Genomic DNA, 18,854 nt, shown 5'->3' on the forward strand with positions numbered 1-18,854 from the left:
AGCGCATCACCGCACGCCAGGCTTGACCGAGGCCAAGCTCCACGGTGGCGGCGGCGCCGGCTCGGCCTGATCTCAACGCGCCCGTGAGCCACGCCGCCGTTCCTGCTAGAATGGCCCACCACTCTGCGGCACCGCCCGCGGCCTGATACCGAGGTACCCAGTGACGATTCGCTTCATCGCCGCCTCTCGACTGCCCACCCCCTGGGCCACCTTCACCATGCACGGCTTCGAGGACGAGGCCACCGGCAAGGACCATATCGCCCTGACCCTGGGCGACGTGGCCAACGGCGAGCCGGTGCTGGGGCGGGTCCACTCCGAGTGCCTGACCGGCGACGCCCTCTTCTCGATGCGCTGCGACTGCGGCTACCAGCTCCAGGAGGCTCTCAAGCGCATCGCCGACGAGGGGCGCGGGGTGCTGCTCTACCTGCGCCAGGAAGGGCGCGGCATCGGCCTGCTCAACAAGATCCGCGCTTACCACCTGCAGGATCAGGGGGCCGATACCGTGGAGGCCAACGAGCAGCTTGGCTTCGGCGCCGACCTGCGTCGCTACGATCTCTGCGTGCCGATGCTCGAGCACCTGGGCATTGCCTCGCTCAGGCTGATGACCAACAACCCGCGCAAGGTCGAGGCCCTGACCAGCGCCGGTGTGCACATCGCGGAACGCGTCCCGCTGACCACCGGGCTCAACCCCCACAACGAGCAGTACCTCTCCACCAAGGCCGGCAAGCTCGGCCACATGATGGCGCTGGGCGACTTCACCCAGGCCAGCGACGTGGATATCAAACGCAAGGGCTAGCCCAGCCGCGCCCTGATCGCGGCCTCGATGCCCGCGGCATCCAGGCCGCACTCGGCAAGCAGCTCGGCGGGCTTGCCGTGTTACACATAGGCGTCCGGCAGCCCCAGGTTGAGCAGCGCCGCCTGCACGCCCTCGGCGGCCAGCAACTCGCCCACCGCGCTGCCGGCGCCGCCGGCCACCACGTTCTCCTCCAGGGTCACCAGCAGGTCGTGGCCCTGGGCCGCGGCCAGGATTGCCTCGCGGTCCAAGGGCTTGATGCTGCGCATGTTGAGGTGGGTGGCGTCGAGGCGCTCGGCCACCTCGGCGGCCGGCGTGTTGAGGCTGCCGAAGGCCAGCAGGGCCACGCGCCGCCCCGGCTCGGCGCCGCTCTCGCGGCGCGTCTCGGCCTGGCCGATCGGCATCGGCTCCAGGTGGGTAGGGATCGTGACGCCCGGGCCGGTACCGCGGGGGTAGCGCACCGCGGCGGGGCCGGGGTGGTGGTAGGCGGCGCTCAGCATGGCGCGGCACTCCGCCTCGTCGGCGGGCGCCAGCACCACCAGCCCGGGCACGCAGCGCAGGAAGGAGAGGTCCAGGCTGCCGTGGTGGGTGGGGCCGTCCTCGCCCACCAGGCCGGCGCGATCGATGGCGAAGGTGACGTCGAGGTCCTGCACCGCCACGTCGTGGATCAGCTGGTCGTAGGCGCGCTGCAGGAAGGTGGAGTAGATCGCCACCACCGGCTTCATGCCCTCGCAGGCCATGCCGGCGGCCAGCGTCACCGCGTGCTGCTCGGCGATGGCCACGTCGAAGTAGCGCTCGGGATGCTCCCGGGAGAAGCGCACGAGGTCGGAGCCCTCGCGCATGGCCGGGGTGATGCCGATCAACCGCTCGTCGGCCGCCGCCATGTCGCACAGCCAGTCGCCGAAGACGTTGCAGTATTTCTTCTTCGACGCGGCGGGCTTGAGCGGCGGCGGCGTCTGGCCGTTCTTCTCCGGCTCGCTCTTTTCCAGCTTGGTGATGGCGTGGTAGCCGATGGGGTCGGCCTCGGCGGGCAGGAAGCCGCGTCCCTTGCGGGTGCGCACGTGGAGGAACTGCGGCCCCTCCAGGTCGCGCAGGTTGCGCAGGGTCTGCACCAGCAGCGGCAGGTCGTGGCCGTCGATGGGGCCGATATAGTTGAAGCCCATCTCCTCGAAGAGCGTGGCCGGGCTGACCATGCCCTTCATGTGCTCCTCGGTGCGCCGCGCCAGCTCCAGGGCCCCGGGAAGGTGGGAGAGCACCTTCTTGCCCCCCTCGCGCATGGTCAGGTAGGGCTTGCTGGAGAGGATTCGCGCCAGGTAGCTGGCGATGCCGCCGACGTTTTCGGAGATCGACATCTCGTTGTCGTTGAGCACCACCAGCAGGTTGGCGTCCACGTGGCCGGCGTGGGCCAGGGCCTCGAAGGCCATGCCGGCGGTCAGGGCGCCGTCGCCGATCACCGCGCAGGTGCGCCGCGTCTCGCCGCGGGCCCGGGCGGCCAGGGCCATGCCCAGCGCCGCCGAGATGGAGGTGCTGGAGTGGCCCACCCCGAAGGTGTCGTACTCCGACTCTGCCCGGCGCGGGAAGGCCGCCAGGCCACCGTGGTGGCGGATCCTCGGCATCGCCTCGCGGCGCCCGGTGAGGATCTTGTGGGGATAGGCCTGGTGGCCCACGTCCCACACCAGGCGGTCGTAGGGGGTCTCCAGCGCCTGGTGCAGCGCCACGGTGAGCTCCACGACGCCGAGGCCGGCCCCGAAGTGCCCCCCGGAGACCCCCACGCTGTAGAGCAGGTAGGCGCGCAGCTCGTCGGCCACCTGCGCCAGCTGCGCGGTGGACATGGCACGCAGCGCGGCCGGGGTGTCCAGGGTGTCGAGCAGCGGCGTGGCCGGACGCTCGGCGGGAATCTCGTCGAACAGCTTCATGGGCTCATCTGTCGTGTCAGTGGTCGCGCTCGATCATGTAGCGGGCCAGGGCCTTCAGGGGAATCGCGCCTTCGCCCAGCGGGGCGAGGGCCGCCACGGCCTCCTCCACCAGCTCGCCGGCGCGGGCGCGGGCGCCCTCGAGCCCCAGCAGGCTCGGGTAGGTGGGCTTGTCGCGAGCGGCATCCGCCCCGGACGCCTTGCCCAGGGTGGCGGTGTCGCCGGTCACATCGAGCACGTCGTCATGGATCTGGAAGGCCAGGCCGATGGCGCGGGCGTAGTCGTCCAGGGCGGCCAGGCGCGGATCCGTCTCGGCCACGGCGACGAGCCCGCCCAGGCGCACCGCGGCGCGAATCAGCGCGCCGGTCTTGTGGCCATGCATGGTGGCCAGCGCTGCCACGTCGGGGTGGCCGCCCACGGCCGCCAGATCCAGCGCCTGGCCGGCCACCATGCCGTCGCGGCCGGCGGCCTCGGCCAGGGTGACCAGCATGGCGGCCAGCCGCGGATGAGTGGAGCGGGCCAGCACCTCGAAGGCGAGCGCCTGCAGGGCGTCACCGGCCAGGATCGCGGTGGCCTCGTCATAGGCCTTGTGTACCGTGGGCTGGCCGCGGCGCAGGTCGTCGTCATCCATGGCCGGCAGATCGTCATGGACCAGGGAGTAGGCGTGGACCAGTTCGATGGCCATGGCCGGCGCATCCAGGGCGTCGTCCGCCGCGCCCAGGGCGCGACCGGCGGCATAGACCAGCACCGGGCGCAGCCGCTTGCCGCCCACCAGCACGCCGTGGCGCATGGCGGCATCCAGGCGCGGCACCGCGGCGCCCCGCTCGCCGAACAGCGCTTCCAGCCGGGCATCCACCCGGGCACGATCCGCGGCCAGGCCGGCCGCCAGGGTCTCAGCGTTCACTCTCATCCTCCGCGGGAGGGGCGAAGGGCGTCAGGGTCATGCCGCCCTCGGCGCCCTCGGTCAGGGTGCGCACCCTGAGCTCCGCCTCGTCGAGGCGGCGCTGGGCGTCGCGGGTCAGGCGAATGCCCTCCTCGAAGGCGGCCAGGGACTCCTCCAGCGACAGCTCGCCGGACTCGAGCCGCTCCACGAGCCGCTCGAGGCGATCGACGGTGGTGGCGAAATCGGTCGCCTCCGCCACGTCACTCTGCTGGCCATCGGGCCGCTGCCTGCGCTCCGCCATCGCTCTCCTCGCCCCGCTGCCGACTGCATCCGGCGTCTCGAAAGGCGACAGTATACACGCTCCCCCCCGGGCGTCGTCTGCCCCGGTGCCGGGTGCCCTGACTTGCAGGGCGTTCATCTTGGCAGCGCAGCATTTTCATCCTGGCTCATGGCGGGCCTGTGCTAGAATAGCGCCTCTTTTTTCCTACCTGTCACTGCATGCGGCACGCGCCGGAAGGGGTTGATTCGACCATGGCCAAGACGTCCCTGGACAAGAGCAAGATCAAGGTCCTGCTGCTCGAGGGGGTCCACCAGAGCGCGGTGGACAATCTGCACAACGCCGGGTACTCGAACATCGAGCACCTGCCCACCTCGCTGGACGAAGCGGCGCTGATCGAGAAGATCCGCGACGTGCACTTCATCGGCATTCGCTCCCGCACCCAGCTCAACGAGCGCGTCTTCGCCGCTGCCGAGAAGCTGGTGGCCGTGGGCTGCTTCTGCATCGGCACCAACCAGGTCGACCTCACCGCGGCCCTGGTGCGCGGCATCCCGGTCTTCAACGCCCCCTACTCCAACACCCGCTCGGTGGCTGAGCTGGTGCTGGCCGAGGCGATCATGCTGCTGCGCGGCATCCCCGAGAAGAACGCCCTGGCCCACCGCGGCGGCTGGCAGAAGTCGGCGAGGAACTCCCACGAGGCCCGCGGCAAGACCCTGGGGATCGTCGGCTACGGCAGCATCGGCTCCCAGCTCTCCGTACTGGCCGAGTCGCTGGGCTTCGACGTCATCTATTACGACGTGGTGACCAAGCTGGGCATGGGCAACGCCCGCCAGGTGGGCAGTCTCGACGAGCTGCTGCGTCGTGCCGATGTGGTCAGCCTGCACGTGCCCGACCTGCCCTCCACCAAGTGGATGATCGGCGCCGAGCAGATCGCCCGCATGAAAGAGGGCGCCATCCTGATCAACGCCGCCCGCGGCAGCGTGGTGGTAATCGAGGCCCTGGCCGACGCCATCAAGGCCGGTAAGCTCAACGGCGCGGCCATCGATGTCTTCCCGGTGGAGCCCAAGGGCAACGACGAGGAGTTCGAGAGCCCGCTGCGCGGCCTGGACAACGTCATCCTCACCCCGCACATCGGCGGCTCCACCCTCGAGGCCCAGGAGAACATCGGCATCGAGGTCTCCGAGAAGCTGGTCACCTACTCCGACAACGGCACCACCGTCACCTCGGTCAACTTCCCCGAGGTCGCCCTGCCGGCCCACCCGGACAAGCATCGCCTGCTGCATATCCACGACAACGTGCCGGGCGTGATGTCCGAGATCAACCGGGTGCTCTCCGAGAACGGCATCAACATCGCCGGCCAGTACCTTCAGACCAACGAGAAGGTCGGCTACGTGGTGATCGACGTCGACAAGGCCTACGGCCCCCAGGCCCTCGATGCCCTTCGCCAGGTGGAACACACCCTCAAGGTGCGCGTGCTCTACTCCGAGAGCGGCCAGCAGGCCTGACGCCTCCCGCCGCCTCCCGCAAGGCCTGCCGCCGCGTCATTCGACGCGGCGGTTCGCGTTCAGGGGCCTCGCTCCCCTTTCCATGACCGGATTCTCCATGGCCGGACTCTCCACGGTCGAACTATCCATGGTCGAAGTGCGCGCCCACGGCCGGGCGCGCTAGGCTGGGCGTCAGACGCCGAACAACAACCGGGAGACCATGATGAGCGACTCGACTCCGCCCCTGCGGCGCCGCGATGAAGGCGGCGTGGCCACCCTGACCCTCAGCCGCCCGGAGAGCTTCAATGCCCTCTCCGAGGCGATGCTGGTCGCCCTCAAGGAGGAGCTCGGCCGCCTGGCCAACGATGGCAGCGTGCGCTGCGTAGTGATCGCCGCCGAGGGGCGTGCCTTCTGCGCCGGCCACGACCTCAAGCAGATGCGCGCCAACCCCGACAAGGCCTACTACCAGGAGCTCTTTGCCCGCTGCGGCCGGGTGATGCAGCCCATCGTCGAGCTGCCGATACCGGTGATCGCGCGGGTGCAGGGCATCGCCACCGCCGCCGGCTGCCAGCTGGTGGCCAGCTGTGACCTGGCCGTGGCCGCACGCTCCGCGCGTTTCGCCGTCTCCGGCATCAATGCCGGGCTCTTCTGCTCCACCCCGGCGGTGGCGCTGTCGCGCAACGTCAGCCGCAAGCGCGCCATGGAGCTGCTGCTCACCGGCGAGTTCATCGATGCCGAGACCGCCCGCGACTGGGGGCTGATCAACCGCGTGGCCGAGGACGACGCCCTGGACGACGCCGTGGCCGCGCTCACCGACAGCATCTGCGCCAAGAGCGCGGTGGCGGTGCGCACCGGCAAGGGCATGTTCCAGCGCCAGCTGCAGATGCCCCTGGACGAGGCCTACGCCTTCGCCGGCGAGGTGATGGCCTGCAACATGATGGCCGAGGACGCCGGTGAGGGCATCGACGCCTTTATCGAGAAGCGCCCGCCGCAGTGGCGACATAGATAGTTCGGGGCGACATCGGTAGTTCGGGGCGACATCGATAGTTCAGGGCAGCATCGATAGCTCGGGGCGCCCTCGATAGCGCCGGGTGCCGGCGATCGCAAGGGTCGACGGCCTCGCGCAGAGAGGGTGTGGAAGTGATTTCCGCAGGCGCGACAGCCCGCGGCCGACAGGGTATCCTGTGGCCCATAGCGGGCAGCCGATACGAGGAGAGTCGAGGGTGAGCGAGGTCAAGCGCAGGACGGCGGGACGACCCGCGGGATCGGGGAAGGCCAGCGGCGGCCACAGCCAGTCGCTGGTACGCGGGCTCAACCTGCTCGAGCGCCTCTCGGCGAGCCCCGGGGGGCTTGCGCTTTCGGAGCTGGCCGAACAGGCCGATCTCGCCCCCTCGACGACCCATCGCCTGCTCCAGGCGCTGCAGGGACAGGGCTTCGTCACCCAGGACAGCGAGCTCGGCGTCTGGAAGATCGACGTCAAGACCTTCCGCATCGGCAACAGCTTCCTCGAGGCCCGCGACTTCGTGGCCACCAGCCGCCCCTTCCTGCGCCGCCTCACCGCCCTGACCGGCGAGACCGCCAACCTGGGCATCCGCGACGACGGCACCGCGGTGTTCCTGGCCCAGAGCGAGTCGTCCCAGATGATGCGCATGATCACCCGGCTGGGCTCCCGGGCGCCGCTGCACGCCTCCGGCGTCGGCAAGGCGCTGATGGCCTGGCTGCCCGACGACGAGCTCGAGCGTGTCCTCGCCGAGCGGGGCCTGGCCCGGGTCACCGAGAACACCCTGCACACGCCCGAATCGCTGCGCGCGGGCCTCGCCGAGATTCGCCGCCAGGGCTTCGCCTGCGATCGCGAGGAGCACGCCATCGGCCTGCACTGCGTGGCCGCCTGCATCCATGACGAGCACGGCATCCCGCTGGCCGCCATCTCGGTCTCCGGGCCCGTGGCGCGCATCCCCGAGACACGCCTGCTGGAGCTCGGCGCCCTGGTGCGCGACACCGCCGCCGAGATCACCGCCCGGCTGGGTGGACGGGTGCCGGAAGCCTGAGTACCTCATCGTATCGATGACACAGGAGCGCCCGGCCATGGCCGGGCGCTCCTGTGTAAAGGGGCTGATCGATTGATACAGCTAGCCGATACGCTCCAGTTGCCGCTCAAGCTTGCGCATCAGCTTGAGCAGCTCGCGATATTCGCTGTCGCTGAGGGAGGACACCAGCTCGGCCTCCCAGGCTCTCGCGTCAGGTATCAATTCCGACAAGAGCAGCCATCCTGACTCTGTCAGGCGAAGGTCGTGCAGGCGCTGGTCTCGCTGTGAAGGGGTTCTACTGACCAATTCGCGATCGACCAGCGCCTGCACCGCCCGGGAGACACGCGCCTTATCCATTCCCGTTGCCTCACAGATCTGCTTGGCATTCAGCACATCGCGATGACTGAGCCAGGCCAGCACTCGCCACTGGGCCACGTTGACCGCGTAACGCTCCTCGTACATAGCGGCCAGCTGACCGCTGATGCGATCGGCGAGGCTACCAAGCCGGTAGGGAAGAAACTGGTCGAGATCGAGCCGCTTGGGCCCTTGCATTTGCACTTCTTGATGACTTTCGCCTGACGACATCGTCACCCTCTCCTGTTCCTCGTGATACACACGCAGCCGGCTTATAGTTGCATATGAAACCGCTTGAGCCTAGTATTGTGGCACTGGTTTCAATTGAAACTACTAGGCGGATCACATGACAATGACGACTTTCCTTAACTACCAGAGCGGCTTTCGCAACCACTTCGCCAGCGAGGCGCTGCCCGGCGCCCTGCCCGAGGGGCAGAACTCGCCCCAGCGCTGCGCCTACGGCCTCTATGCCGAGCAGTTCACCGGCTCCGCCTTCACCGCGCCGCGCCACCAGAACTTCCGCAGCTGGCTCTACCGCATCCGCCCCTCGGTCTCCCAGAGCGCCTACCGGCCGCTGCCCGACCGTGCCGTGGCCACCGCGCCGCTGGCCCGCCCCGCCGCCGACCCCAACCAGATGCGCTGGGACCCGGTGCCGCTGCCCGAGGCGCCCACCGACTTCGTCGACGGCCTGCTGACCATCGCCGTCAACGGCGATGCCGGCACCCAGGCCGGCTGCGGCGTGCACGTCTACGCCTTCAACCGGGACATGACCGAGCGCTTCTTCTACAACGCCGACGGCGAGCTTCTGATCGTGCCGCAGCAGGGCACCCTGCGCCTGCGCACCGAGATGGGCGAGCTGGAGGTCGCCAGCGGCGAGATCGCCCTGATCCCCCGCGGCATCAAGTTCCAGGTGCGCCTGGGGGCGGGCGTCGACGCCGCCCGCGGCTATGTGTGCGAGAACTACGGCAGCCCCTTCGAGCTGCCCGGCCTCGGCCCCATCGGCGCCAACGGCCTGGCCAACCCCCGCGACTTCCTGAGCCCGGTGGCGGCCTATGAGGACCTGCAGGGCGACTTCGAGCTGGTGGCCAAGTTCTCCGGGCGCTTCTGGGTCACCGACCTGGACCACTCGCCCCTGGACGTGGTGGCCTGGCACGGCAACGTCACCCCCTACAAGTACGATCTGGCCAGCTTCAACACCATCAACACGGTGAGCTTCGACCATCCGGACCCCTCGATCTTCACCGTGCTGACCTCCGCCTCCGACACCCCGGGGATGGCCAACATCGACTTCGTGATCTTCCCGCCGCGCTGGATGGTGGCCGAGAACACCTTCCGTCCGCCCTACTTCCATCGCAACCTGATGAGCGAGTTCATGGGGCTGATCCACGGCGAGTACGATGCCAAGGCGGAGGGCTTCCTGCCCGGCGGCGCCAGCCTGCACAACTGCATGTCGCCCCACGGGCCGGATGCCGAGACCTTCGAGAAGGCCTCGAATGCCGAGCTGACGCCCCACTACCAGGGCGCCACCCTGGCCTTCATGTTCGAGAGCCGCTACGTCTACCATCCCACCGAGGCGGCGCTGGAGGCGGAGTTCCGCCAGCGCGACTACGTGGACGTCTGGTCGACCCTGCGCTCGCACTTCGATCCGAACCGGCCCTGAGCCACGCGCCCCTCACCCAGAATGACGACGGGGCCGCCACGCGGCCCCGCCCCCGACGACAAGGATTGAACGCCCATGAAACTGGCCACCCTCAAGAACGGACGCGACGGTGAACTGATCATCGTCTCCCGGGACCTCTCCCGCGGCGTCTCCGCCACCGACATCGCCCCCACCCTGCAGCAGGCCATCGAGGCCTGGGACGCGGTGAGCCCGAAGCTCGAGGCCCGCTACGCCGAGCTCAATGCGGGCAGCGCCGAAGGCGCCTTCGCCCTGGACCAGGGCCAGCTGCACTCGCCGCTGCCGCGCAGCTACCACTGGGCCGACGGCTCCGCCTACCTCAACCACGTCAAGCTGGTGCGCCAGGCGCGCAACGCCGAGATGCCCGAGACCTTCTGGACCGACCCGCTGATGTACCAGGGCGGCGGCGACAAGTTTCTCGCCCCCTGTGATGACATCGAGGCGGTCAGCGAGGAGCACGGCATCGACTTCGAGGGCGAGATCGCGGTGATCACCGACGACGTGCCCATGGCGGTGACCCCGGAGCAGGCGGCCGGCCACATCAAGCTGGTGATGCTGGTCAACGACGTCAGCCTGCGCGGCCTGATCCCCGGCGAGCTGGCCAAGGGCTTCGGCTTCTTCCAGGCCAAGCCCGCCTCCGCCTTCTCGCCCATCGCCGTCACCCCGGACGAACTGGGCGACGCCTGGCAGGACGGCCGCGTCCACCTGCCGCTGACCGTGCACCTCAACGGCGAGAAGTTCGGCGAGCCCGAGGCGGGCCCCGACATGATCTTCGGCTTCCCGGAGCTCATCGCCCACGCGGCGAAGACCCGCTATCTCGGCGCCGGCGCCATCATCGGCTCAGGTACCGTCTCCAACCCGGACGCCGACGGCGGCCCCGGCAAGCCGGTGGCGGACGGTGGCGTGGGCTACAGCTGCCTGGCCGAGGTACGCAGGGTGGAGCAGATCCTGCACGGCGCGGCCAAGACCCCCTTCATGCGCTTCGGCGACCGGGTGCGCATCGAGATGTTCGACCGCGAGGGCAGGAGCATCTTCGGCGCCATCGACCAGCAGGTGGTGAAGTACCAGCCCTGACGTCTCGAACCCAGCAAGGAGAGCCCCATGGCCACGCTCTACGGCTACTTCCGCTCCTCGGCCGCCTACCGGGTGCGCATCGCCCTGAACCTCAAGGGCCTGGCCCATGACCAGGTCCCGGTCAACCTGGTCAAGGGCGAGCAGCGCGGTGAGGCCAACCTCGCCCGCCACCCCCTGGGGCTGGTGCCGTCGCTCGAGACCGACGAGGGGGTGACCCTCGTCCAGTCGCTGGCGATCTGCGAGTACCTGGACGAGGTGCATCCGACGCCCGCCCTGCTGCCGGCGGACCCCGCCGGCCGCGCCCGGGTGCGCGCCCTGGCCCAGCTGGTCGCCTGCGAGATCCACCCGCTCAACAACCTGGGGGTGCTCAAGTACCTGGTGGGCGAGCTGGGGGCGGACGAGGCGGCCAAGCTGGCCTGGTACCGCCACTGGGTCGCCGAGGGCTTCCAGGCCCTGGAGGCGATGCTGACCCCCGAGGCGGGCAGCGGCGACTTCTGCCACGGCGACACCCCCACCCTGGCGGATCTCTGCCTGGTGCCCCAGGTGTTCAACGCCGAGCGCTTCGAGTGCGACCTCTCGCCCTACCCGAGGATCCGGCGCATCACCGAGCGCTGCCGCGCCCTGCCGGCCTTCGCCCAGGCCGCCCCGGGGGCGCCCGCCGTCGCCGGAGCCGAGTGAAGCCGGCGCCGCGGCGGAGTACACTAGCGGCCGTCCACTCCCCCGCCAGCCGAGGCCGCGCCGATGAGTTCCCACCTGCTCTCCGTCGATTCCCTGACCCGTGACCATGTCGATCACCTGATGCGGGTCGCCGCCCGCATGGAGCCCATCGCCCAGCGGCGCCAGGTCACCCGCGTGCTGGAGGGGGCCGTGCTCGGCAACCTCTTCTTCGAGGCCAGCACCCGCACCCGGGTCAGCTTCAACGCGGCCTTCTGCCGGCTGGGCGGCAGCGTCTGCGACACCACCGGCTTCACCTTCTCCTCCATGGCCAAGGGCGAGTCGCTCTACGACACCAGCCGGGTGATGAGCGGCTACTGCGACGCCATCGTGATGCGCCACCCCGAGCTGGGCTCGGTGGCGGAGTTCGCCGCCGCCACCAACGTGCCGGTGATCAACGGCGGCGACGGTCCCGGCGAGCACCCCAGCCAGGCGCTGCTCGACTTCTACACCATCGACAAGGAGTTCACCCGCCTGGGCAAGCAGCTGGCCGGCGCCCACGTGCTGATGACCGGCGACCTGAAGTTCGGCCGCACCGTGCACTCGCTGATCAAGCTGCTCTCCCTCTACGCACCGCTGCGCATCACCCTGGTGGCGCCGCCGGGGCTGGAGATGCCGAGCCACCTGATCGACCTGGTGACCTCCCGCGGCCACCGCGTGGAGCAGCGCGACAGCCTGGCCAGCGACTTCGGCGACGTGGACGTGGTCTACACCACCCGCATCCAGAAGGAGCGCTTCACCGAGGAGATGAGCGAGGGTTTCAGCCTGTCGCGGGACTTCACCGTGGACCGCGCCTTCCTGGATGGCCGCTGCAACGACAGCACCATCGTCATGCACCCGCTGCCCCGGGATAGCCGCCCGGACGCCAATGACCTCGACGTGGACCTCAACGGTGACCCGCGCCTGGCGATCTTCCGCCAGACCGACAACGGCATCCCGGTGCGCATGGCGATCTTCGCCACCCTGCTGCAGGTGGATGAGCTGATCGAGAAGGAGCTGCGCCCGGTGCGCTGGTTCGTGCCGACCCGCGTGGGCGTTGACGACCGCGAGCTCTGACGGGAGGCGCTTCGGCGCGCTTCGCCTATGCTTGATGTCTGACATCAGCCTGCGAGGAGAGACCCATGAGCCTGCAACGCGCCTACCGCCTACTGGCGGTGTTCTACAGCCTGCTGCTGCTGATCGGGGCAATCGCCCTGCTGGCCGGCGGCGGCACCCCGCTGGCCATGGTGCACCTGGTGGTGGGCCTTGTGGCCGTGGCGGGGCTGTGGGGATACATCCTCAAGCGCGGGGTCATGGGGCCGCGGATGTGGCGGCCGCTGGCCGGGGTACTCGCCGTGGGGGCGGTGGCGCAGCTCTTCGTGCTGCTGTCGGTCTCCCTGGACGGCGTTACCATCACCTGGATGCTGACCAGCGCGGTCTTCGCGCTGCTGCTGGTGGTGATCCTCTACCGCTACGGCGACCGCGATCAGGCGATCTGGGCCACCCCCGAGGAGCTCGCGGCCGCGCGGCAGCTGGAGACGCTGCTGGAGGGGCAGTCGCGGCTCGAGGCGCAGAAGCGCGAGGGCGACCGGGAGGCCAGCGTGCAGGTGGTGAAGGCGGGCGACGAGTACCGGGCCAGCGTGACGCGACGGCGTGACGGCCAGCAGGAGCAGTTCGAGGAGCGCTTCCACCACCCCGCGACCCTGGTGTTCTTCCTGGAGAAGTTCGCCGGGCTCTCGGTGCAGGACTTCGACCGGGCCGACCCGGCCTGAGCTCGTCGCTCAGCGGCCGGGCAGCCCCTCCCGGGCGGCGAACCAGCGCTCGACGATCAGCACCGCGCTGATGCCGTCGACGCTCGCCTCCCGGTAGTTGCCGCGGTGGCCGCGTTCCCGAGCGATCACCTTGGCCTCGCCGGTGGAGCCGCGTTCGTCGACCATCTCGCAGGGCACCCCGAAGCGGCCGAACAGGCGCTTGCCGAACTTGCGGGCGCGGGTGCTCATCAGCTGCTCCTCCCCTTCCGCGGTCAGCGGCAGTCCCACCACGAAGAGCTCGGGGCGCCACTCCTCCACCAGCCGGGCCACCTGCTGCCAGTCGGGGATGCCGTCCCGGGCCGGCAGGGGGTCGAGCTCGCGGGCGCTGGCCAGCAGTTCGTTGCCCACCGCCACGCCGATGCGCCGGGTGCCGAAGTCAAACCCCAGGATCAGCCGCTCGCCTTCCCGTGCCATCAGCCTTGCCCTGCCGCCATCAGGAGTGCCCCGCCTCGCGGGTCATCAGGTTGAGGTCGATGCCGAGGATGCCGGCGGCGGCCCCCAGACGCTGCTCCGGCGGCACCTCGAAGAGGATGTCGGAGCGCCCTTCCACGGTGAGCCAGGCGTTGTCGAGGATCTCCTGCTCCAGTTGGCCGGCCTCCCAGCCGGCGCAACCCAGGCAGACCAGGAAGTCCTCGGGCCCCTCGCCCGCGGCCAGCGCCTGGAGCATGTCCATGGAGGTGGTCAGGGCCAGCTCCTCGGTGACCTGGATGCTGGAGTCCCAGGGGGTGCTGGAGCCGCGATGCAGGATGAAGCCGCGATCCTTGTGCACCGGCCCGCCGTAGTAGACCGGCGCGTTGCGATGGGGGCTCTCCTCGCCGCCGAGCTCCAGCTGCTCGAAGAGCGCCTCGAGGGTCAGCTCCAGCGGCCGATTGACGATCACCCCCATGGTGCCCTTCTCGTCATGGTCGCACAGGTAGCTCAGGCTACCGGCGAAGTTGGGATCTTCCAGGTGCGGCATCGCCATCAGGAAGTGATCCTTCAAACCGAAATGTTGCATGAGACTCCCCGGCGGTCCTAGGGTGCGTTAACAATTGCCGATGGAGATCGGGCTGATTTAGAATATCAGCATTTTTCGGTGATCTATGCCTCGGCTAATGCTACGTGATGACCAATGGGAGCGCATCGAGCACATGCTCCCCGGCAAAGCTTCAGATCGCGGGGTGACGGCCAAGGACAATCGCTTGTTCGTGGAAGCCGTCCTGTGGATCGCCCGGACAGGCGCTCCCTGGCGTGATCTGCCCGACGCCTTCGGTCGCTGGCACACTGTCTACATGCGCTATAACCGGTGGTCTAAGAAGGGGGTCTGGCAGCAGGTTATCGACACATTAGCCGATGATCCCGACATGGAGCAGCTGATGATAGATGGCAGTATCGTCAAAGTTCATCAGCATGGGGCGGCAAAAAAAAAACGGCTCAGAGCACCGAAGCCATGGGGAAATCGCGTGGGGGATTGAGCACCAAGATCCACGCGGCGGTCGATGCCCTCGGCAACCCGGTACGGCTAATCCTCACACCGGGCCAAGCGTCTGAGTACGGAGCCGCCCCAGCGTTACTGGCGGGCTTTTCTCCAGCGGCGGTGCTTGGCGACAAGGGGTATGATTCCACCGCTTTGAGGGACATCATTCGAGCGGTGGGCGCCGAGCCGGTGATTCCGCCGAGAAAGAATCGCTTGGAATGCCCCGAGATAGATTGGCACTGTTACAAGGATCGCAACCTGGTAGAAAGGTTCTTCCAGAAAATCAAGCAGTTCAGGCGGCTGGCAACACGCTATGAGCGACTGGCGAGAAACTACCAGTCGCTACTCAACCTTGTATCCGCCGTCATATGGCTGGCCTAATTGTTAACGCTCCCTAGCGCACGCCGTAGTGATTGCCTTGGCCGAACCGCCAGACGCGGGTGATGGAGAGGGTGTCCAGGCTGCCCATGCCCGCATCGAAGGGGCGATAGGGCGCCGCACCGTGGACGGTGTCCAGCGCGGCCTGGTCGAGTTCGGCATGTCCCGAGGATTGTACCACCTCCGCCTGGCGAAGCCCGCCGTCGCGGCCGATCACCACGCGGATGCGCAGCTGTCCCTGCAGATGGCGCGGCGCCGGATGCACGCGGTTGCCGTAGTCTTCCACCCGGCGGGTCCAGTCGTCGATGTAGCGCGCCTCGGCGGCGCGCTGGGCGGCCAGCTGCGGGCTGTCGCCCGCGGGGCCCGCCGCCTCCGGGCTGAGGCCCTGCTCGCGGATGCTGCGGGTGGCCTGGGCCAGCAGGTCGCGGCCCGAGGCGGAGGGCGCGGTGACGCTGGGCGGGGCGGCGGCATCCGCCGCCTGGGGGGCGCTCTCGCGGGGCTCGGGGGGGTCGTCTCAGCGCGCCTCCTCGCTGTCGGCGGCGGCGGCGGGCGGCGCCCGCTCGTCGGGGCGTGCCTCGGGCTCGAGGCGCGCCTGCTCCGGCTCGGCCGGGGTGGCCGGGTCCACGTCGCTGACGCTCTCCTGCACCAGCGGCAGCTCCTCCATGGGCGCCGCGCGGGACTCCGCCGGCGCCTCCTCCTGCTGCTTACCGGCGGCCTGCTGGTCGGCCTCGGCGATGGCGTCGGCCGTCACCGGCGCCTCGCTGGGGCGGGTGACCAGCACCACGTCGAGGCTCGAGCGCGGCGCGGGGGGGGCGGCGAACTGCCAGCTGGCCACCACGCCGATCACCGCGAGGTGCAGCAGCAGCGCCAGCGACCAGGCCAGCCAGTGGCGATGGGGCCGGGTCACCGGCGCATAGCGGATGGGGTCGTTGACGCAGGCACTCATGGGCTCTCCCGCCCCCCTGTGCTAGGCCCGCCGCTCGGCGAGCCGGCGCTCGATGGCGTCGAGCAGCAGCCCGGCGATATCGGTGCCGCGCTGGTCGTCGATCTCGCGCACGCAGGTGGGGCTCGTCACGTTGATCTCGGTGATGTAGGCGCCGATCACGTCGAGGCCGACGAACATCAGCCCCTTGTCGCGGATCATCGGCTGCACCTGGCCGATCAGCCAGTGGTCGCGCTCGGTGAGCTCGCGGCTCACCCCGGTGCCGCCGGCGGCCAGGTTGCCGCGGGTCTCGCCGGCCATGGGCACCCGGGCGAGGCCATAGGGCACCGGCTCGCCATCCACCAGCAGGATGCGGGTGTCGCCGTCGGTGATCTCGGGGATATAGCGCTGGGCCATGATCTGCCGGCGGCCGCGCTCGGTGAGGGTCTCGATGATGGCGCCGAGGTTGCGGCCCTCCGGGCGCACATGGAAGATCCCGCTGCCGCCCATGCCGTCCAGGGGCTTGTAGATCACGTCCTGGTGCTCGGCATGGAAGGCGCGCAGCTCGGGTTCGCTGCAGGAGACCAGGGTCGGCGTGCAGCACTGGGGAAACTGCTGGGCGAAGAGCTTCTCATTGCACTCGAGCAGCGCTCGGGTGGGGTTGACCACCAGCACCCCCTCGCGCTCGGCGAAGCCCAGCAGGTGCACGGCATTGAGGAAATGGGCGTCCACCGGCGGGTCCTTGCGCATCAGGATCACGTCGAGCTCGGCCAGGGGGCGCGGCTCGGGCTCGCCGAGGTCGTACCAGTGGACCGGGTCGCGGTGCACGGTGAGGTCGCGCAGCCGGCCGAAGGCGCGGCCGTCGCGCAGGAAGAGGTCCTCCTGCTCCAGGTAGTGCAGCGAGGCGCCGCGGTCCTGGGCGGCCCACAGCATGGCCAGGGTGGTGTCCTTCTTGTAGGCGATGTCGGCGATGGGGTCCATCACCACGCCGATCTTCGGGGCGCGTTCGCTCATGGGCTCGGGGTTCCGGTCGAGTGAATGGATGGCGCCAGTATGCCGGCTACTCGCCGCCGGGCGCCAGCCGGATGCCGGTGGGCGAAAGGGTGATCAGGCGCTGCTTGTAGAGCCGGCCGATGGCCTGCTTGAAGGCGTTCTTGCTCACCCCCAGCCGCGCCTTGATCTCGGCGGCATCGCTCTTGTCGCCCAGCGGCAGGTAGCCGCCGCTCGCGCGCAGCGCCTTGAGCACCGTCTCGCCCACCACGTCGAGGCGCGCCGCGCCCGGGGGCAGCAGCGAGAGGTCCAGGCGACCATCCTCGCGCAGGCGCTTCACGTAGCCGGTCAGGCGCTGGCCGCGACGCAGCGGCCGGGTGATGTCGTCGCGATAGAGCAGCCCCCAGCAGCGATGGTCGACCACCGCCTTGAGGCCGAGATCGGTCTGCTCGGCGATCACCAGGGTCACCTCGTCACCCGCCGCGAGACCCTCGGCCTCGTCGGCAACGAAGCGGTCGAGCTTCTGGGAGGCCACCGGCCGCCCCTGCTGGTCCTCGTAGATCCTCACCAGCACCCGCTTGCCCACGCTGGGCCGGAAGCGCTGCTCGCCGTAGGGCAGCAGCAGGTCCTTGGGATGCCCCCAGTCGAGGAAGGCGCCGGTCTCGTTGACGGTGACCACCTCCAGGTAGGCGACCTCGCCCACCGCACACTTCGGGGCACGGTAGCGCCGGCCGGCGGCGGGACGCGGCGTGCGCGGTTCACGGGAATCGGACATGGCGATGTTCCTCGAAGCCAGGGATGAGAGGGGTCAGCGAGCGCTCACAGATCCCCGAAGCGGTACTGCAGCAGGCTCAGCGCCACCACCGGGGCGGTCTCGGTGCGCAGGATGCGCGGCCCCAGGGTGAGCGCGGCGAAGCCGGCGGCCCGGGCGGCCTCGACCTCGTCCTCGGCGAGCCCGCCCTCGGGGCCGATCAGCAGGGCCACGCCGACCGGGGCAGTCTCCCGCTCGAGCCCGCCCTGGGCGTCGGTGGCCGGATGCAGCACCAGGCGCAGCGCCTCGCCGCGCTCGGCCAGCCACTCGGCCAGCGCCAGCGGCGGGTGCACCGGCGGCACCACCGCGCGGCCGCACTGCTCGCAGGCGCTGACCGCCACGGCCTGCCAGTGGGCGAGCTTCTTCGCCTCGCGCTCGCCCTTGAGGCGCACGTCGCCGTGCTCGGTGTAGAGCGGCGTGATGGCCGCCACCCCCAGCTCCACGGCCTTCTGGATGGCGTAGTCCATGCGATCGCCCTTGGAGATCGCCTGGCCCAGGTGCACGGCCAGCGGCGACTCGCCGCCGCCCGCTGCGACGGCCTCGATGCGCGCCACCACCCGCTTGCGCGAGGCCTCCACCAGCACGGCGCTGGCTTCCTGCCCCATGCCGTCGAAGAGGCGCAGCGGGGCGCCCTCGCCCAGGCGCAGCACCCGCGCCACGTGGCGGGCGGGCCCCTCGGGCAGAACGACGTCGCCGCCGACGATGAAGTCGGCGGCGACGTGGATGCGCGGCGCTTTCCGGTGAGTCGTCACGGGTCGCCGTCGCCCTTACTGGGTCGCCTGAGCCTGGGCCTGCTCGGCCTCGCGCTTCTTCTTCTGGGCGTAGATCGCCTCGAAGTTGACCGGCGCCAGCATCAGGGGCGGGAAGCCGCCGCGGTTGACCAGGTTGTCGATGCACTCGCGGGCATAGGGGAAGAGCACGTTGGGGCAGAAGGCGCCCAGGGTGTGCTCCAGCTGGGCCCCCTCGATGCCGGCGATGCGGAAGAGGCCCGCCTGCTCGATCTCGGCCAGGAAGGAGGTGGTGCCCTCCTCGCTGTGGGTCACCTGGGCGGTGACCTTGATCACCACCTCATAGAGGCCCTCGCCCACCTGACGGCTGGAGGTGTTGAGGTCCAGGCCGACCTTGGGCTTGAAGGGCTGCTGGAAGACCGCCGGCGAGTTGGGCGCCTCGAAGGAGATGTCCTTGACGTAGATGCGCTGCACGGAGAACTGCAGCTGGGGCTTGTCCTGCTGGCCGGCCGCCGGGTTGCCGGCTGCGGCGTTCTGGTTGTTCTCTTCCGCCATGGGAAAGGTCCTTTGACTCGATGAACG

20 protein-coding genes and 2 pseudogenes are annotated in these 18,854 nt (G+C 69.6%); 10 read left to right on the top strand and 12 right to left on the bottom strand.

The genetic code is table 11. The features are described from left to right. The first annotated feature begins 160 nt into the window (after window positions 1–160). Complete coding sequence (gene ribA, locus B6N23_RS09575) at window positions 161–796, top strand: GTP cyclohydrolase II (protein ID WP_305498196.1); 636 nt, start codon at window positions 161–163, stop codon at window positions 794–796. Here the strand turns inward: ribA and dxs are convergent. The 3 genes and pseudogenes from dxs to B6N23_RS09590 form a co-directional block, all read right to left on the bottom strand. Beyond that, window positions 793–2,709: pseudogene (gene dxs, locus B6N23_RS09580) on the bottom strand (1-deoxy-D-xylulose-5-phosphate synthase). The gene ribA and the pseudogene dxs sit on opposite strands and share 4 nt — an antisense overlap. Before the next feature lie 16 nt (window positions 2,710–2,725). Beyond that, a complete protein-coding gene (locus B6N23_RS09585; protein WP_305498204.1) occupies window positions 2,726–3,610 on the bottom strand; it encodes a farnesyl diphosphate synthase in 885 nt (294 codons plus the stop codon). After that, on the bottom strand, window positions 3,600–3,890 hold the full coding sequence (locus tag B6N23_RS09590) for an exodeoxyribonuclease VII small subunit (protein ID WP_305498212.1): 291 nt from the start codon (window positions 3,888–3,890) through the stop codon (window positions 3,600–3,602). The genes B6N23_RS09585 and B6N23_RS09590 overlap by 11 nt, the downstream gene beginning before the upstream one ends. Window positions 3,891–4,120: 230 nt before the next feature. Here B6N23_RS09590 and serA point away from each other — a divergent pair, with 230 nt between their 5' ends. The 3 genes from serA to B6N23_RS09605 all read left to right on the top strand — a co-directional run bounded on the left by serA (window position 4,121) and on the right by B6N23_RS09605 (window position 7,398). Next, window positions 4,121–5,371: a phosphoglycerate dehydrogenase gene (gene serA, locus B6N23_RS09595; protein ID WP_305498215.1), complete on the top strand. Its 1,251-nt coding sequence runs from the start codon at window positions 4,121–4,123 to the stop codon at window positions 5,369–5,371. Window positions 5,372–5,573: 202 nt separating this feature from the next. Further along, window positions 5,574–6,359 carry an enoyl-CoA hydratase gene (locus B6N23_RS09600; protein ID WP_305498217.1) on the top strand — a complete coding sequence of 262 codons (786 nt, stop codon included), beginning with the start codon at window positions 5,574–5,576 and terminating at the stop codon, window positions 6,357–6,359. Between the two features lie 214 nt (window positions 6,360–6,573). Further along, a complete protein-coding gene (locus tag B6N23_RS09605; protein WP_305498219.1) occupies window positions 6,574–7,398 on the top strand; it encodes an IclR family transcriptional regulator domain-containing protein in 825 nt (274 codons plus the stop codon). 81 nt (window positions 7,399–7,479) lie between these two features. On the opposite strand, the gene B6N23_RS09610 is transcribed toward B6N23_RS09605, so the two are convergent. After that, window positions 7,480–7,962, bottom strand: a complete 483-nt coding sequence (locus B6N23_RS09610) for a MarR family winged helix-turn-helix transcriptional regulator (RefSeq protein ID WP_305498221.1) — start codon at window positions 7,960–7,962, stop codon at window positions 7,480–7,482. Window positions 7,963–8,083: 121 nt separating this feature from the next. Between B6N23_RS09610 and hmgA the strand changes: the two genes are divergently transcribed. From hmgA to B6N23_RS09635, 5 genes are all read left to right on the top strand, one after another. Then, a complete protein-coding gene (gene hmgA / locus B6N23_RS09615; protein WP_305503771.1) occupies window positions 8,084–9,391 on the top strand; it encodes a homogentisate 1,2-dioxygenase in 1,308 nt (435 codons plus the stop codon). 75 nt (window positions 9,392–9,466) lie between these two features. Further along, window positions 9,467–10,483, top strand: a complete 1,017-nt coding sequence (locus B6N23_RS09620) for a fumarylacetoacetate hydrolase family protein (RefSeq protein ID WP_305498223.1) — start codon at window positions 9,467–9,469, stop codon at window positions 10,481–10,483. 27 nt (window positions 10,484–10,510) lie between these two features. Then, a complete protein-coding gene (gene maiA / locus B6N23_RS09625) occupies window positions 10,511–11,161 on the top strand; it encodes a maleylacetoacetate isomerase (RefSeq protein WP_305498225.1) in 651 nt (216 codons plus the stop codon). 63 nt (window positions 11,162–11,224) lie between these two features. Next, window positions 11,225–12,253 (top strand): aspartate carbamoyltransferase, encoded by a 1,029-nt coding sequence (gene pyrB, locus B6N23_RS09630; protein ID WP_110069065.1) that lies wholly within the window; start codon window positions 11,225–11,227, stop codon window positions 12,251–12,253. A 65-nt stretch (window positions 12,254–12,318) separates the two neighbouring features. After that, on the top strand, window positions 12,319–12,948 hold the full coding sequence (locus B6N23_RS09635; protein WP_169956089.1) for a hypothetical protein: 630 nt from the start codon (window positions 12,319–12,321) through the stop codon (window positions 12,946–12,948). A 9-nt stretch (window positions 12,949–12,957) separates the two neighbouring features. Here the strand turns inward: B6N23_RS09635 and ruvX are convergent, their stop codons facing one another. After that, entirely contained in the window at window positions 12,958–13,401 is a 444-nt protein-coding gene (gene ruvX, locus B6N23_RS09640) for a Holliday junction resolvase RuvX (protein ID WP_305498228.1), read from the bottom strand. A gap of 19 nt (window positions 13,402–13,420) precedes the next feature. Further along, window positions 13,421–13,984 carry a YqgE/AlgH family protein gene (locus B6N23_RS09645; protein ID WP_302140053.1) on the bottom strand — a complete coding sequence of 188 codons (564 nt, stop codon included), beginning with the start codon at window positions 13,982–13,984 and terminating at the stop codon, window positions 13,421–13,423. A gap of 133 nt (window positions 13,985–14,117) precedes the next feature. Here B6N23_RS09645 and B6N23_RS09650 point away from each other — a divergent pair. Continuing rightward, a pseudogene (locus B6N23_RS09650) lies at window positions 14,118–14,824 on the top strand (IS5 family transposase). Between the two features lie 13 nt (window positions 14,825–14,837). Here the strand turns inward: B6N23_RS09650 and B6N23_RS09655 are convergent. The 6 genes from B6N23_RS09655 to secB all read right to left on the bottom strand — a co-directional run bounded on the left by B6N23_RS09655 (window position 14,838) and on the right by secB (window position 18,827). Further along, window positions 14,838–15,107 carry an energy transducer TonB gene (locus B6N23_RS09655; RefSeq protein ID WP_305498229.1) on the bottom strand — a complete coding sequence of 90 codons (270 nt, stop codon included), beginning with the start codon at window positions 15,105–15,107 and terminating at the stop codon, window positions 14,838–14,840. A gap of 228 nt (window positions 15,108–15,335) precedes the next feature. Further along, on the bottom strand, window positions 15,336–15,767 hold the full coding sequence (locus B6N23_RS09660; protein ID WP_305498231.1) for a hypothetical protein: 432 nt from the start codon (window positions 15,765–15,767) through the stop codon (window positions 15,336–15,338). Between the two features lie 21 nt (window positions 15,768–15,788). Beyond that, window positions 15,789–16,757: a glutathione synthase gene (gshB, locus tag B6N23_RS09665; RefSeq protein WP_305498233.1), complete on the bottom strand. Its 969-nt coding sequence runs from the start codon at window positions 16,755–16,757 to the stop codon at window positions 15,789–15,791. A gap of 46 nt (window positions 16,758–16,803) precedes the next feature. After that, on the bottom strand, window positions 16,804–17,508 hold the full coding sequence (locus B6N23_RS09670; RefSeq protein ID WP_305498235.1) for a CvfB family protein: 705 nt from the start codon (window positions 17,506–17,508) through the stop codon (window positions 16,804–16,806). A 44-nt stretch (window positions 17,509–17,552) separates the two neighbouring features. Further along, window positions 17,553–18,296 carry a 16S rRNA (uracil(1498)-N(3))-methyltransferase gene (locus B6N23_RS09675; protein ID WP_305498237.1) on the bottom strand — a complete coding sequence of 248 codons (744 nt, stop codon included), beginning with the start codon at window positions 18,294–18,296 and terminating at the stop codon, window positions 17,553–17,555. Window positions 18,297–18,311: 15 nt separating this feature from the next. Continuing rightward, window positions 18,312–18,827, bottom strand: coding sequence for a protein-export chaperone SecB (secB, locus tag B6N23_RS09680; RefSeq protein ID WP_110069073.1), 516 nt, complete (start codon window positions 18,825–18,827; stop codon window positions 18,312–18,314). Window positions 18,828–18,854: the final 27 nt, after the last annotated feature.

Source organism: Halomonas alkalicola (assembly GCF_030704205.1).
Taxonomy (GTDB): domain Bacteria; phylum Pseudomonadota; class Gammaproteobacteria; order Pseudomonadales; family Halomonadaceae; genus Halomonas; species Halomonas alkalicola.

What these genes read in the sequence shown, in the direction of transcription:
- B6N23_RS09590 (WP_305498212.1), bottom strand. Translation starts at nt 3,890, where the DNA reads ATGGCGGAGCGCAGGCAGCGGCCCGATGGCCAGCAGAGTGACGTGGCG.
- serA (WP_305498215.1), top strand. Translation starts at nt 4,121, where the DNA reads ATGGCCAAGACGTCCCTGGACAAGAGCAAGATCAAGGTCCTGCTGCTC.
- B6N23_RS09600 (WP_305498217.1), top strand. Translation starts at nt 5,574, where the DNA reads ATGAGCGACTCGACTCCGCCCCTGCGGCGCCGCGATGAAGGCGGCGTG.
- B6N23_RS09610 (WP_305498221.1), bottom strand. Translation starts at nt 7,962, where the DNA reads ATGTCGTCAGGCGAAAGTCATCAAGAAGTGCAAATGCAAGGGCCCAAG.
- hmgA (WP_305503771.1), top strand. Translation starts at nt 8,084, where the DNA reads ATGACGACTTTCCTTAACTACCAGAGCGGCTTTCGCAACCACTTCGCC.
- B6N23_RS09620 (WP_305498223.1), top strand. Translation starts at nt 9,467, where the DNA reads ATGAAACTGGCCACCCTCAAGAACGGACGCGACGGTGAACTGATCATC.
- maiA (WP_305498225.1), top strand. Translation starts at nt 10,511, where the DNA reads ATGGCCACGCTCTACGGCTACTTCCGCTCCTCGGCCGCCTACCGGGTG.
- pyrB (WP_110069065.1), top strand. Translation starts at nt 11,225, where the DNA reads ATGAGTTCCCACCTGCTCTCCGTCGATTCCCTGACCCGTGACCATGTC.
- B6N23_RS09635 (WP_169956089.1), top strand. Translation starts at nt 12,319, where the DNA reads ATGAGCCTGCAACGCGCCTACCGCCTACTGGCGGTGTTCTACAGCCTG.
- ruvX (WP_305498228.1), bottom strand. Translation starts at nt 13,401, where the DNA reads ATGGCACGGGAAGGCGAGCGGCTGATCCTGGGGTTTGACTTCGGCACC.
- B6N23_RS09645 (WP_302140053.1), bottom strand. Translation starts at nt 13,984, where the DNA reads ATGCAACATTTCGGTTTGAAGGATCACTTCCTGATGGCGATGCCGCAC.
- B6N23_RS09660 (WP_305498231.1), bottom strand. Translation starts at nt 15,767, where the DNA reads ATGAGTGCCTGCGTCAACGACCCCATCCGCTATGCGCCGGTGACCCGG.
- gshB (WP_305498233.1), bottom strand. Translation starts at nt 16,757, where the DNA reads ATGAGCGAACGCGCCCCGAAGATCGGCGTGGTGATGGACCCCATCGCC.
- B6N23_RS09670 (WP_305498235.1), bottom strand. Translation starts at nt 17,508, where the DNA reads ATGTCCGATTCCCGTGAACCGCGCACGCCGCGTCCCGCCGCCGGCCGG.
- secB (WP_110069073.1), bottom strand. Translation starts at nt 18,827, where the DNA reads ATGGCGGAAGAGAACAACCAGAACGCCGCAGCCGGCAACCCGGCGGCC.